Annotated in this window: 14 protein-coding genes; 12 read left to right on the top strand and 2 right to left on the bottom strand. The window is 52.6% G+C overall.

The annotated features are described in order from the left end of the window. From O1721_RS24450 to O1721_RS24395, 12 genes are all read left to right on the top strand, one after another. Nucleotides 1-330 carry a hypothetical protein gene (locus O1721_RS24450; protein WP_000140246.1) on the top strand — a complete coding sequence of 110 codons (330 nt, stop codon included), beginning with the start codon at nt 1-3 and terminating at the stop codon, nt 328-330. A gap of 195 nt (nt 331-525) precedes the next feature. Next, on the top strand, nt 526-1,992 hold the full coding sequence (locus O1721_RS24445) for a hypothetical protein (protein WP_479953967.1): 1,467 nt from the start codon (nt 526-528) through the stop codon (nt 1,990-1,992). Nucleotides 1,993-2,193: 201 nt separating this feature from the next. Next, nucleotides 2,194-2,397, top strand: a complete 204-nt coding sequence (locus O1721_RS24440; protein ID WP_000050847.1) for a hypothetical protein — start codon at nt 2,194-2,196, stop codon at nt 2,395-2,397. A gap of 71 nt (nt 2,398-2,468) precedes the next feature. Next, nucleotides 2,469-3,074: a 5'-deoxynucleotidase gene (gene yfbR, locus O1721_RS24435; RefSeq protein WP_000071870.1), complete on the top strand. Its 606-nt coding sequence runs from the start codon at nt 2,469-2,471 to the stop codon at nt 3,072-3,074. Beyond that, on the top strand, nt 3,067-3,336 hold the full coding sequence (locus tag O1721_RS24430; protein WP_000184110.1) for a hypothetical protein: 270 nt from the start codon (nt 3,067-3,069) through the stop codon (nt 3,334-3,336). The genes yfbR and O1721_RS24430 overlap by 8 nt, the downstream gene beginning before the upstream one ends. A 13-nt stretch (nt 3,337-3,349) precedes the next feature. Next, entirely contained in the window at nt 3,350-3,568 is a 219-nt protein-coding gene (locus tag O1721_RS24425; RefSeq protein WP_000260293.1) for a hypothetical protein, read from the top strand. A 73-nt stretch (nt 3,569-3,641) separates the two neighbouring features. Then, nucleotides 3,642-4,199 carry a hypothetical protein gene (locus O1721_RS24420; RefSeq protein ID WP_000064432.1) on the top strand — a complete coding sequence of 186 codons (558 nt, stop codon included), beginning with the start codon at nt 3,642-3,644 and terminating at the stop codon, nt 4,197-4,199. 74 nt (nt 4,200-4,273) lie between these two features. Beyond that, nucleotides 4,274-5,125 carry a hypothetical protein gene (locus tag O1721_RS24415; RefSeq protein WP_000595210.1) on the top strand — a complete coding sequence of 284 codons (852 nt, stop codon included), beginning with the start codon at nt 4,274-4,276 and terminating at the stop codon, nt 5,123-5,125. Nucleotides 5,126-5,583: 458 nt separating this feature from the next. Then, nucleotides 5,584-5,970 (top strand): hypothetical protein, encoded by a 387-nt coding sequence (locus O1721_RS24410; protein WP_001077336.1) that lies wholly within the window; start codon nt 5,584-5,586, stop codon nt 5,968-5,970. Nucleotides 5,971-6,147: 177 nt separating this feature from the next. Continuing rightward, nucleotides 6,148-7,875, top strand: coding sequence for a DUF7146 domain-containing protein (locus O1721_RS24405; RefSeq protein WP_000122922.1), 1,728 nt, complete (start codon nt 6,148-6,150; stop codon nt 7,873-7,875). Next, complete coding sequence (locus O1721_RS24400; protein WP_000268337.1) at nt 7,862-8,140, top strand: hypothetical protein; 279 nt, start codon at nt 7,862-7,864, stop codon at nt 8,138-8,140. The genes O1721_RS24405 and O1721_RS24400 overlap by 14 nt, the downstream gene beginning before the upstream one ends. 72 nt (nt 8,141-8,212) lie before the next feature. Continuing rightward, entirely contained in the window at nt 8,213-8,434 is a 222-nt protein-coding gene (locus O1721_RS24395) for a hypothetical protein (protein ID WP_000714163.1), read from the top strand. 181 nt (nt 8,435-8,615) lie between these two features. Here O1721_RS24395 and O1721_RS24390 read toward each other — a convergent pair whose 3' ends face one another. Continuing rightward, a complete protein-coding gene (locus O1721_RS24390; RefSeq protein ID WP_000427619.1) occupies nt 8,616-9,620 on the bottom strand; it encodes an IS110-like element IS5075 family transposase in 1,005 nt (334 codons plus the stop codon). Nucleotides 9,621-9,698: 78 nt separating this feature from the next. After that, complete coding sequence (locus O1721_RS24385) at nt 9,699-12,671, bottom strand: Tn3 family transposase (protein ID WP_001138073.1); 2,973 nt, start codon at nt 12,669-12,671, stop codon at nt 9,699-9,701. Nucleotides 12,672-12,673: the final 2 nt, after the last annotated feature.

The raw sequence follows: 12,673 nt of genomic DNA, 5'->3' as shown, positions 1-12,673 counted from the left end.
ATGACAGAAAGTGCTTTGCTTTTGCGAGAGGCATTTAATGAATCGGTTAACTATATGACATGGTCTTTTTATTCACTGATAACTGCTTACGTTTCGATGGCTTTTTATGATAGAGTTGAGGTTAAGACCCGAATAAATAATTATCTGAATAAGTTACTTTTCGTGATTGCTATGTCCGTTTTTATCCCAAATATGTACTTTGTTTCAATGGTGTTCAGTCAGAAGTTAGGCACCGCAGCTGGCGTTGCGTCATTCATTATTGGGCTACTTTTCATGATGTTAAACTCGGCGCCTGTAATTACTGGTATCGTACAGCAGCGCAAAGATTGAGTTTTATGAGTATAGTCAGTTGGGTTTTCATCTGTTTTATCAGACTTAGAAAAATGAAATCTTTCAATTCATTGATTTTAAACGCAAAAAAATTTCTAAATGATCAGAATTATAGGGTGCTCATTTTGCCAGGCTGTTGGGTTGGATAAGTCAATGGAGACGTTGCTTGCCACGGACCCTGAAAGGCATGGCTATATGTCGGGGGTGAACCGCATCCAGCGCTACTTGGCAAAACGCCGGTACGCATGGGAAGACCGCCATCCCGTAGGTCGAACGATTTACGAGGGCGGATACATCAAAATACAGCCGGACGTTTACAGTCCTGTTTTCCTAGAACGATTGCTTCATGTCTGTTGCAGCATGGACTACATGGAGCAAAAGAGAGCTGATGAGCTGGCATACAAGCTGGCTACTGGTCAAGCAGAGGATAACGACTGGAACCGTCGAATGGCAGAGCCACAATTCCGGATCATATCGGAAGAGGCTTTAGTCCATATCGACTTCATGTGGGCCTTCCATCATTTCAATGATAAGCCTTTCCATGCCCTGGAGATTTACCACAGGGTTTGGTCGATGGGTGATCTGGACTTGCTGGAAGACGAGCCGCAGTGTGAAACCGTTCCTCAGTCACCAATTCCGAAGCCATTGTGGTTGAAGGTTGGTCGCTGGGGCGATGGTTCGCTTTCTGATGGCTTGGCCGATCCGTTAGCGGAAATGGCTTACTTTGACGGCGGGGATGACCCGTTGGCAGCGCAAGTGATCAATACCGCAGACGGAAAGAGAAGGGTGGTTTGCTTCGCAGAAGATGATGAAGTGAAAGTCGATCCCGACTCCGCTGCGTTCATCATCTGGAACGAATACCCGCGACTAAGGGAGTCTGTACTAAAGGGACATTATACGCCCGGTAGTGCAGCGCAGTTCTACCTTCGGTTCGGAGCAATCCAGCTTGCGAAAGGAAAAGGCGCTTTGTATCACCGTATGATGCAAAGAGGTCAAACCTACCACCAGATGGGCCTTACAGGGCTACAGACGATGGAAGGAATCCAACAGCGCAAGGATGTCAAAGTGCTTAGCGATGCTAAGTACAAAGATCTGGTGAAGCGAAAAATCAAGGGAAGACTGGCAACGGTACGCTGGTGGGTCAACTTGCACTTAACGTTCAAGTACCATCTGCACCACCGTACTCCGACGGGGTTGTTCATCGAGAAGCAACTTGACCAGGAAGCAATGGAAGAACAGAAACGGCATCAGGAGCGATGGTTTAACTACGTGACTGACGCGATGCTTTGTTACTCCAGCGCATTCTGTATGAGCGTCATGGAAGGGCGAGAGGGGAGCGGAAACGCCAACATTCGTCGTTACATGGCCGCGACCAGAAGGAAGGCTTATACGGCCCTCTGCGAGCTCTTGGACAATACTGACGCCCAGTGGATGAATGATGTGGTCCAGAGTGCCGTAGGGCAGTATGAGGCGATACAGGCAGCCCTAACCGAAGGTTCCGCGCTTGCTATCTATCTCGACTGGATCAACCTACTGTCAAAACGCCATCCAGCCTCTTTGGAGCGACATGTCAGAACGATGATCAAGGCGGTTCAACGCTTACATCGCCGCGACGACACAGAGTTGCAAAGAGGACAGCAAGGCTTGTCCTTGGCCGCATAAAAAGCCCTCCTTCGGGAGGGCTTTTTCTTTTGCACCCCAAAAGGGCAATTACAGCGTTTTACCCTTTTAGGTGGCTGTCATACTCTTTGTTCATTGTCAGCGCTTGCTGGCTATAACGGTAGCTGGCCCAAAACAGCAATAACCTAACCCCTCGGGAGGAAACCCCTCCTGGGTTCTCTCCCACAAACAAAGGAGAGAAGCATGAGCCTAGACAAGTTAAGTCGGCTGGTGGACCAACAACGAAAGATCCAGGATGAAATCGACAATGAAATCATTCTGGCCGTCAAAGAGGTGTTGGCTACAAACTCAGTCGGTTTAGCCCGTGAGCTTGTTGGGGGTGTCCCGCAAGATCATCCATTCCATCCGTTTTTACTCGCTATAGCTAAGCAGCTTGACCCGAGATAACTAAGTAACCCAACCGGGTACACCAAGGCCCGGTCGGCTTTGGTGTACCTCCAACCAATTTTGGAGGCACTATGTCTAATTCAAATTTCGGCTTTCTAGCTCTGGCCTTGCGCCAACGCCTGATCAAACGCTGGTCACTGATGCACTCTGTTCAACCGGAGTCTGTGTTGGAACACAGCGCTGTTGTTACCCTGCTTTCCTACCTGGCTGGCAATATTGCCATTCAGCAAGGGAAGTCGGTGGATCTGGCAGTCATGCTTGCTCATGCTTCGTTGCATGATGCAGCCGAGGTTCTCTGTTCGGATGTTGTAACACCGGTCAAGAAAGCAAACGCTGTTTTGCAGCGTGAGTTTGAACGACTGGAAAAGGCCGCAGAGGACAAACTCATCCAGACTCTTCCCGAAGAACTCCAGGATGCAGTCGCCATAGCCTTCGCTCCCGGTGGCTATGAACAATCACTGGTTAAGGCCTGTGATACCTACTCCGCTTACATCAAGTGCAAACTTGAGGTGGCCGCAGGTAATGGCCTTGAGTTCCAGGATGCTCTCAGCAAAATGGAACGTGTTGTTGCTCAGGTGAAATCGGACTTCCCGGAAATCGACGCTCTGGACAAATGGTTTGGTAACGGACTCGGCCATTCAGTAGATAAACTGCTGGCAGGGGGTAACGATGACTAATCCAATCCCTGGCGACATCAAGATTAAGGACTTTGGCCGCGACCGGAAATTCCGTTCGGTTGATGAGCTTCAAAGCACTTTGTCAGAACAGTACAAAGGTCAGCATGTCAGCATCGTTTACCCTGCAAAGCCCAGCGGTTTACTCCGCACGGTTTTTGTCAGTGTCGATGATGCTGGTGGCGTGAATCGAACCTATGGGGACCAGTCTCCTGTCGATTTTTCTGCCATCAAAGATGACCTGTATGTACCAAGTGACCTGTAGGAGAGCACTAGCTATGGTGGTGATCATCGTAAACACAGGACACTATGAGTTTATCGGCCTTGGTGAGACCCACGGACAAGCCACAGAAGGGCTTTTGAAACGCTGGGACGAACACTGCGAACGTAATCCGGATGCTGAGTCTGGTTACATGCAGGAGCTGATAGAAGAAGGAAGCGCACAAGTTGTCGAGATGGAGCCCGGCTCCGCCGTAATTTACGGACTTGACGGCTAAGCCTTCTCAACTAACCCACTCGGGCGCATCATCCCGAGAGGGTGTGGTGCGTCCTAACCAAAAGGAATGCACTATGTCTAACTTTGAACAAGCTCTGGAGCGTACTGACGGTAAAACACTGATTCTCAGCAATGGGAGTAAGTGGGCAGGCCAAGACCCGGACAGTATTCAGACTTTACTGGATGTCCTGGGTGACAACGTTCTTGACCCGATGTTTGAGCAGTATCACTGTTATCGCCCATACCCGTTTGAACCAATGGTGAGGACGGGGCGAAATGGCGAAATGTTCCAGCCTTGGCTTGGGGCAGCCTGCTTCTTTGGGAACTTCCTGACTGTCTCTCATGTTTTCAACATCATCACGAAAGATGACGGTGTTGTTGAGGCCTTAACAGAGGCGATCCGGAAGAATATGGCGACTGAACAGTACCAGCAGAATGCCTATGAGCGTTATGCCGGTTGGTTCTACGCTGAAACCAGCGAAGGGTTAAGGCTAGTCTCTCCAAGTGAGGCTGCCGACATCCGAGCTGGCGCAGTTTCAAAGCTGCGTTACCCAAGAAACTTCGAGGTTATGAAAACTGCGGTTCTCAAAGGTCCTCGATTTGATACTGAATTAAGCCGCAAGGCTTCTTAACCCAAACATTAACCCCACGGGGGACATCGGTCCCTGAGGGGATGGTGTCTCCCTCTGAAATTAAGGAGATACCAATGATTAAACAGCATTTTCAAAACGAACTGGTTAAGTGTGGATACCCGGATGATCTGACGATTGAGTACAGTCTCGGATACTGCCAGGGGGATGGCGTAGCCTTCTACGGGGATTTGAGCGTTGATGACGTCAAAGCTCTCATGAATCGCCTATTCAGCACTGAGCCCGGCCAAGTGGATGCTGTCAGCCGCGTGAAGAACCTGATGGCACAGAAAGACATTGAGAATATGCTTTCTGTCCTCCGCGAATATGGTTCCTGTGACCTGTCCATTACTCGGAATAGTCACGGGCATCACTACAGCCATTGGAACTGCATGAACATCGACGACAACGTGGACTTCACAGGGATCTTCCCTGATGATGATTCCATGATTGGCACCGGCATTGAAGGGATTAACCAGGATATGGTCGAGCGCTGGCAAGACCTCTGGGAACGCTTTGTGCTGGAGCTGGCGGATGATGTAAAAAGTCTTTCCAAGAAGCTCGAAGCGGACGGGTACTCGCTGATCGAGGCCTCTCCATGCGAAGATGAAGTGGTTTGGGAACGGGCCACTGAAAACTACCTGGTGCGTGTTACTGAACTCCCTGAGCGGGATTTCGATATGGGCCACTGGGATGACGAAGTAAGAGACCAAACAATTTGTTCTATCCTGGAAGGGAAAGAGCGAGTGCTTGGCCTACGTGTTGAGGTACTCTCTCGTGAAAACGAGATTGTCCTGGGTGAAGAGAGTCTGCACGGCTTGACCGTTGCCAGTGATGACAAGAGCTACGCTGGCTACAGACGAGAACTTCTCCGGGGAGCTATCCAGCAAACCAGGGACTTTTTCTCTCGCCACCTCAAAGCGGCATAACAAGGCAGGGGGAAACCCCTGCTTTACTTCCCAAGTCTTCTTACTCATGGTGAATACCATCAGTAAGCAGATTTTGTTCTCTTCGGAGAGCGAAAAGTGCGATAGCTGGTCGCCAAAAACAAACAGCAAATTAACGTTAATTTATTAATCCCTGCGGGAGTCTATCTCCTGCTGGAGATACCTCCCGTTATTTCTGGAGGTATCCATGAACAAATTCCAAGACTTTAAGTTGGTTTATCGTCAAGGTGGTCGTCGCTTAGAGCGTGTCTTTACGGACACTCTTTACGCGAATGTGAAGCGTGTCGCTGACTCGTTTCCTCCGACCGTTCTTTGGCGCATTCAGCCAGCGTAAAACTCGGAACCTTAAAGCTCGGCTTTGGCCGTGACCTTTCAATAACCCATGCGGGTACACTTCCCCGCACGGGGTAGGTGTACCCATTAACTTTGGAGTACACCTTATGAACCAAGTAGCTAAATTGGACCTCGCCCAAATCCGTCAACAAGCCATCAATGATGGTCTGCTGGTGGACCAATCTTCCATCGGTAAACAAGCTGGTTTCCTGACCAATGTGGCAGTGACCCCGGCAATTGTCGATGGAGTATTTGGTGCAGATGGTAAGCACTCGGTAGAAGACTTCCTTTTCATGTTTTTGCAGCTTTGTGTTGCTCAAACAAAGGTCGCTTTTACCGACAACAAGAATTGGGGAAAGATTCGTCTTTATTACCCCATGCCCACTGTAGATGGCTTTTTCAAACCCACTGAGGTTGTGATTAAGTCAGATCCTGTAACCGCAGATGTCACAATCATGATGGCCTCGGAAGAGGGCGCTCATTTGTGCTTGTGATATTCACAAAATTCGCCTCCGTTTCGGGGGCGACCTTTTTAAACCCCTCGCCGGGGAGAACTCCCCGGCTGGGGAGCCTCCTTGGCACATTCTCCCGGTGTCGGGGTTTCCTTAAAACCCTGGCGACGGGGGTTTAAGGAAGCCTCGATGCTGGGGTTCACGCTAAGGAGAAAACCTATGTCTTACTACAAAGCTGACACCGTTCGTGAAGCTGCAAACGGAAACTGGCTATTCATCCTGGCGGCCCTAGCGCCCCATCTTGAACCAGCTCTCCGTAAACCTGGTCGTCATGTTTCTTGTCCTATCCACGGCGGGAAAGATGGCTTCCGACTGTTCAAGGATGCCCACCTGACTGGTGGCGGCGTATGCAATACATGCGGTGCCAATCATGATGGTTTTGAGCTGCTGATGTGGCTCAATAACTGGGACTTTAAACAGTGCCTGAGCGAGGTTGGTGATTATCTGGGCGTTGAGAAAGAGCAACCCCAGTATCAACAAGCCGCTGCACCGACACGAGCTCCTGTCCAGGCCAAAGCGCCTGTTCAGCAAGAGCCTATGAAGGTGAATAACAAGGTTCTCGATTCCAAGAATCGTAAAAAATCCATTGCCGGTACTCTGATTGCCCACGGTAAAGCTCCTTATGAGCATAACGAAGACAACGAGCTCAGCTACTTTGCCTTCATCCGTGACAAGAGCGGTTTGGAACGCACCATCTGGGGCGTGGATCTTGAAAGAGCCATTGGTGAAAGTGAAGCCAAGTATGGGGATGAGATCGTCATGACAAACCTCGGGCGCGAGCCTGTAACTGTCGTCGTTGAAGTTAAGGACGAGCAGGGGAATGTTGTGAGAGAACAACCTATGCAAACGCATCGCAACACCTGGCTGGTGGAACGTCGCGGCGCTACGGTAACGCAGTTCCGCGCTCGCTCGAACGGTGGTGTTGAGCCGGTGAGTCACCATGTTGAGTCGGCCCCTGTGGTCAACCGCAAGGTAGAAACTCCGGCACCGCAAGTACAACCTGCGGCCACACAACCGGAAGAGCAAAGCAGCGAAAATAAGCCGAAAGTTGTTCCGATGTTTCGTGAACAACCTAAGCCTTGGTTGCTTGAGCTCCAAGAAGAAATGGAGAAGAGAATGGAGCGCGAACGCGCTTACAGTGCTCGTCTCCGTGAGAAAATCGAGAAGGTATGGAACGAGTGTTTGCCGTTCTCCAGTCATGTGACTGAGCCAATGCGTCTGTACTTCAAAAACCGCGAGCTGCTGTTCAAAGTTGATGAAGTAGAAAAAACAGACTGTCTGCGGTTCAATCCGGCTATGGCCTACTACGACGAAGATGGCAATGAAGTTGGGAAATTCCCGGCTATCGTCTGCGCTATCCGAGATGTGGAAGGCAACCTGGTAACGCTCCACCGCACCTATCTCACCCAAAACGGTAAAAAAGCCAAGGTCGGCAACGCCAAAAAGATGATGCCCATTCCTGACGGTTTGGATGTCAATGGCGCGGCCATCCGCCTCGGTGAACCGACTGAGGGTATCCTGGGTGTTGCAGAAGGGCTGGAAACAGCTCTGTCAGCTTATCGAGTCACTCAAATCCCGGTTTGGTCAACGGTCAATGCCACCCTAATGGAGTCCTTCGAGGTTCCAGAAGGTGTTCACACCGTACTGATCTGGGCTGACAAAGATAAGTCTGTGACTGGGGAGAAGTCAGCGAACGTGCTGAAAGCCAAGCTGGAGAAGCGCGGCATTCGTGTGTACGTCCTGCTGCCTAAGCTCCCGATCCCGCCCAGAGCGAAAGGGATTGACTGGAACGATGTCCTGATGAGTCAGGGAAGCCTCGGTTTCCCGAATGCTCGCTACCTGCGCGATTTCATTGCGAGAAGGAGAGCTGAGTATGGCCGTCATTGATGTCTCGAAGGTTGATACAACGCCTGGTAACGACGCGGTGTGCCCCTTCTCTCCCCCTGAGGGGTGGGAGGGGGACTCTGCGGCCTACGTTGAGCTTATGCGGTCTCGGTATCGTCATCTGATGCACGGCCAGAGAATGATGGTGACAGCCTCCTTCGCAAGAAGGGAGCCTATCCAAGTTACTGGCCCGTTTGCTGATGAAGCGACGAAGATCATTAACTCAATGAAGATGAACAAGGCGAAGCCAACAGCTTTGTCTGCCTAAAACTTTAACCCTGAGGGGGTGTTCATGCCCTCTCAGGCATGATTCGCCTCCTCTTCAACTATGGAGGTAATCATGAAAAAGTTTTTGCGTATTAAGACGTGGTTTGTGCGTCTTTTCTCTCCTGACAAGAAGACTCTGGGAGCTATCGGTGAAGACCTGCGTAAGGTCGCCGTAACAGCCATCGGTGTCGGTATTGTAGGGGTCGTCTCAGAAAACGGAATCTATGGTCACTCCCGTTTTTGCAACACCGATTTTGACGACAAGTTGGCTTGCTTGAATCTATCCGGCGTCTGAATGGGATTTTATTCCCGCGCCTCGATGAGTTCCGCGCCTGATGAACCTCCAGAAAATATACGGCTTCAATGAGCCTTTCCGTTTTACAGGTTCCTCAACAGGCCGGTGGGCCGTTAGTATCATCAATATCAGTATTCGCAAAACCAGATGAATGATTGTTTAAACTGGTGTATTTCTGCCTTTATGCTTCGTAAGTTTGCTGTCGCGCCGTCAGTGCCCAGGCTATTCTGGCCAGCTTGTTTGCCAGAGCACAGGTGACGACAAAGTTGCTTTTCCGACACAACAACTCCCTGACCCAGTCGGCCAACTTGCCAGACTGGTGTTCCAGTTTTTGTATGAATACCCTGGCACACTGAACCAACAAAGTTCGGATCTTTTTGTTGCCCCGCTTGCTAATCCCTAACAATGTCGTCCGACCTCCCGTGCTGTACTGTCGGGGTACCAGCCCTGTTGCCGCCGCAAAGTCACGGCTGCTGGCGTACTGCTTCCCGTCGCCAATCTCAGTTGAAATAGTACTGGCAGTCAGCGTTCCAACGCAGGGAATACTCAGCAAGCGCTGTCCAACCTCATCTTCGTCCAACTTTCGTTTCAACTGAGATTCCAGATCTTTAATCTGCTCAACAAGATAGTGATAATGCTGTTGTAATTTCAGCAGTAACTGGCTGAGATAAAGAGGCAAACTACTGTCCTCAAGAAGGGTACTCAGTCGACTAATAACGGCAGCACCTCGCGGAACGCTGATACCAAATTCCAGCAGAAAAGCATGCATCTGATTAGTTGTTTTCACCTTATCCTGAACCAGGGATTCACGGACACGATGCAGAGCTCGCATTGCCTGCTGAGATTCGGTTCTGGGCTGCACGAAACGCATAGATGGACGTGATGCTGCTTCACAGATAGCTTCAGCATCAACGAAGTCATTTTTGTTGCTTTTAACGAATGGGCGGACAAATTGCGGTGATATCAGCTTTGGAAAATGCCCTAACTCTTCCAGCTTGCGTGCCATAAAGTGAGAACCGCCACAGGCTTCCATCGCGATGGTTGTTGCCGGGCATGTCGCCAGAAATTCGATTAGCTTTGGTCGGGTGAATTTTTTACGGTAAACGGCCTTCCCACGATGATCCTGACAATGAATATGGAAAGAGTTCTTACCCAGATCGATACCAATAAGCGCAATGTTTTCCATGATGGTTCTCCGAATGAAAGCCTGTCCTCAGCATAGTACTGGGAAGGAGGGAGTGACCATCTCATTAAATAAAGCACGCTAAGCCGGTGGCAGCGGTCGCAATGGCCTAAACTTCCCCGCACCGACCTTGGCGCTGCTGCGCCATAGGTAATCGCCGGTCAGGTTGATGTGCTCCCACCCCAGCGGCGACAGATATTGCAACAATGTGTCGTCCAGCGCCGTGCCGTTGCCACGCAAAGCACTGGTGGCACGCTCCAGATATACCGTGTTCCACAACACGATGGCCGCCGTCACCAGATTGAGGCCGCTGGCCCGGTAGCGCTGCTGCTCAAAACTGCGGTCGCGGATTTCACCCAATCGGTAGAAGAAGACCGCCCTGGCCAGCGCGTTGCGCGCCTCGCCCTTATTCAGCCCCGCATGGACGCGGCGGCGCAGCTCCACGCTTTGCAGCCAATCCAAAATGAACAGCGTGCGCTCGATGCGCCCCAGCTCGCGCAACGCCACGGCCAAGCCGTTCTGGCGCGGGTAGCTGCCGAGTTTGCGCAGCATCAGCGAAGCCGTTACCGTGCCTTGCTTGATGGAGGTGGCCAGCCGCAGAATTTCATCCCAATGGGCGCGTATTTGCTTGATGTTCAGCCTGTCGCTGCTAATCATCGGCTTGAGCGCGTCATAGGCGGCATCGCCCTTGGGGATGAATAGCTTGGTTTCGCCCAAGTCACGGATACGCGGCGCGAAGCGAAATCCCAGCAAATGCATCAAGCCAAACACGTGATCGGTGAAGCCTGCCGTGTCGGTGTAGTGTTCCTCGATGCGCAAGTCCGACTCGTGGTACAGCAGGCCATCAAGCACGTAAGTTGAATCACGAATGCCCACGTTGACCACCTTGGCACTGAAGGGCGCGTACTGGTCGGAGATATGGGTGTAGAAAGTCCGTCCTGGACTGCTTCCATACTTCGGGTTGATATGACCAGTGCTTTCTGCTTTGCTGCCGGTTCTGAAGTTCTGGCCGTCCGACGATGACGTGGTGCCGTCACCCCAGTTGCCGGCGAAGGGTTGCCGAAACTGCGCATTCACCAGCTCGGCCAGCGCCGTCGAATAGGTTTCATCGCGGATGTGCCAGGCTTGCAGCCAAGACAGCTTGGCGTAGGTGGTGCCAGGGCAGGACTCGGCCATTTTGGTCAGACCCAGGTTGATCGCGTCGGCCAGGATCGTCGTCAACAGCAAGGTTTTGTCCTTGGCCGTGTCGCTGGTCTTCAGGTGTGTGAAGTGGCGGGTGAAGCCCGTCCATTCATCGACCTCCATCAGCAACTCGGTGATTTTGAGGTGCGGCAGCAGCATAGCTGTCTGGTCGATCATGGCTTGCGCGGCGTCTGGTACTGCCGCGTCCAGCGGCGTGATCTTCAGGCCTGACGCGGTGGTGATGATGGCATCCGGTAAGTCGTTGGCCGCAGCCATGCGGTTGACTGTGGCGAGTTGCGCCTCCAACAATTCCAACCGGTCATGCAGGTATTGGTCGCAGTCGGTGGCCACTGCCAGCGGCAATTCGCTGGCCAGCTTCAAAGTGGCGAACTTCTCGACCGGCACCAGGTATTCGTCGAAGTCCTTGAACTGGCGAGAACCCTGCACCCAGACATCACCGGAGCGCAGCGCGTTCTTCAGCTCCGACAGGGCGCATAACTCGTAGTAACGCCGGTCGATGCCGTCGTCGGTCAGAACCAGCTTTGCCCAGCGCGGCTTGATGAATGCGGTTGGCGCATCGGCGGGCACCTTGCGCGCGCTGTCGCTGTTCATGCCGCGCAGCATGTCGATGGCATCGAGCACACCCTTGGCGGCGGGCGCAGCCCGCAATTTGAGCACGCCCAGGAACTGCGGCGCGTAGCGGCGTAGCGTGGCATAGCTTTCACCGATGTGGTGCAGGAAATCAAAGTCGGCAGGCCGCGCCAATGTTTGCGCTTCGGTGACGCTGGCGGCGAAGGTGTCCCAGGGCATAACGGCCTCGATGGCGGCGAACGGATCGCTGCCGCTTTGCTTGGCCTCAATCAACGCTTGACCGATGCGCCCATACATCCGCACCTTGTCGTTGATCGCCTTGCCGGAAGCCTGGAACTGCTGCTGATGCTTGTTCTTGGCCGCGTTGAACAGCTTGCCGATGATGCGATCGTGAAGGTCGATGATTTCATCGGTGACGGTGGCCATGCCTTCGATGGCCAGCGCTACCAGCGTGGCATAGCGTCGTTGCACCTCGAACTTTGCCAGATCAGCAGGCGTCATCTGGCCACCTTCACGAGCGATTTTGAGCAGGCGGTTCTGGTGAACCTGCCGCTCGATGCCTGCGGGCAGATCAAGTGCTTGCCAGGATTTCAGGCGCTCAATATGTTCGAGCATGTGGCGAGAGTTCGGTTTGGCAGGCGACTGGCGCAGCCATGCCAGCCACGTCACTTTACTGCCGTCCTTGCGCTTGAGAAGTTCGTCCAGGCGCTGACGGTGGGGTGATAACAAAGAATCGGTCAGCGCCGCGTAAATGCGTCGGTTGGCACGGGTGATGGCCTCGGCGCTTGCGCGCTCGATGGCATTCATGGCGGGCAGGATAATGCTCTGCCGCCGCAGATTCTCGACAAGTGCGCTCGCCAGCACGATGCCTTTGTCGGTCTGCAAGGCCAGCTCGGTCAATGTATGCACGGCTTGCCGATAGTGGCTCATGGTGAAGGGCTTGAACCCAAAAACCGTTTGCAGCTCGACCAAGTGCTCCCGCCGTGTCTGTTCGCGCTGGCCGTACTCGCTCCAACTTTCCACTGGCATCTTGAGTTGCGCGGCCACCATGCGCAACAGGGGCGGAAACGGAGGCTCATCGACGCCCAAAAAGGTGCCAGGGAATCGCAAGTAGCAAAGCTGCACAGCGAAGCCCAATCGATTCGCGGCGCCGCGACGCTGACGGATCACCGACAGGTCGGTTTCGTTGAACGTGTAGTGCCGTATCAGTTCGTCTTTGGCATCTGGCAGTGCCAGCAGGCTTTCGCGCTCGGTGGCGGACAGGATTGAGCGGCGTGGCATGG

The organism is Enterobacter cloacae complex sp. HYC033_NIDB, from assembly GCF_056673335.1.
This window is presented reverse-complemented; position numbering and strand designations above follow the sequence as displayed.

Bases quoted from the DNA above. Each gene is read 5' to 3' on its own strand.
- O1721_RS24450 (WP_000140246.1), top strand. From the start codon at position 1: ATGACAGAAAGTGCTTTGCTTTTGCGAGAGGCATTTAATGAATCGGTT.
- yfbR (WP_000071870.1), top strand. From the start codon at position 2,469: ATGTCTAATTCAAATTTCGGCTTTCTAGCTCTGGCCTTGCGCCAACGC.
- O1721_RS24400 (WP_000268337.1), top strand. From the start codon at position 7,862: ATGGCCGTCATTGATGTCTCGAAGGTTGATACAACGCCTGGTAACGAC.
- O1721_RS24425 (WP_000260293.1), top strand. From the start codon at position 3,350: ATGGTGGTGATCATCGTAAACACAGGACACTATGAGTTTATCGGCCTT.
- O1721_RS24385 (WP_001138073.1), bottom strand. From the start codon at position 12,671: ATGCCACGCCGCTCAATCCTGTCCGCCACCGAGCGCGAAAGCCTGCTG.
- O1721_RS24415 (WP_000595210.1), top strand. From the start codon at position 4,274: ATGATTAAACAGCATTTTCAAAACGAACTGGTTAAGTGTGGATACCCG.
- O1721_RS24395 (WP_000714163.1), top strand. From the start codon at position 8,213: ATGAAAAAGTTTTTGCGTATTAAGACGTGGTTTGTGCGTCTTTTCTCT.
- O1721_RS24445 (WP_479953967.1), top strand. From the start codon at position 526: ATGTCGGGGGTGAACCGCATCCAGCGCTACTTGGCAAAACGCCGGTAC.
- O1721_RS24405 (WP_000122922.1), top strand. From the start codon at position 6,148: ATGTCTTACTACAAAGCTGACACCGTTCGTGAAGCTGCAAACGGAAAC.
- O1721_RS24430 (WP_000184110.1), top strand. From the start codon at position 3,067: ATGACTAATCCAATCCCTGGCGACATCAAGATTAAGGACTTTGGCCGC.
- O1721_RS24390 (WP_000427619.1), bottom strand. From the start codon at position 9,620: ATGGAAAACATTGCGCTTATTGGTATCGATCTGGGTAAGAACTCTTTC.
- O1721_RS24420 (WP_000064432.1), top strand. From the start codon at position 3,642: ATGTCTAACTTTGAACAAGCTCTGGAGCGTACTGACGGTAAAACACTG.
- O1721_RS24410 (WP_001077336.1), top strand. From the start codon at position 5,584: ATGAACCAAGTAGCTAAATTGGACCTCGCCCAAATCCGTCAACAAGCC.
- O1721_RS24440 (WP_000050847.1), top strand. From the start codon at position 2,194: ATGAGCCTAGACAAGTTAAGTCGGCTGGTGGACCAACAACGAAAGATC.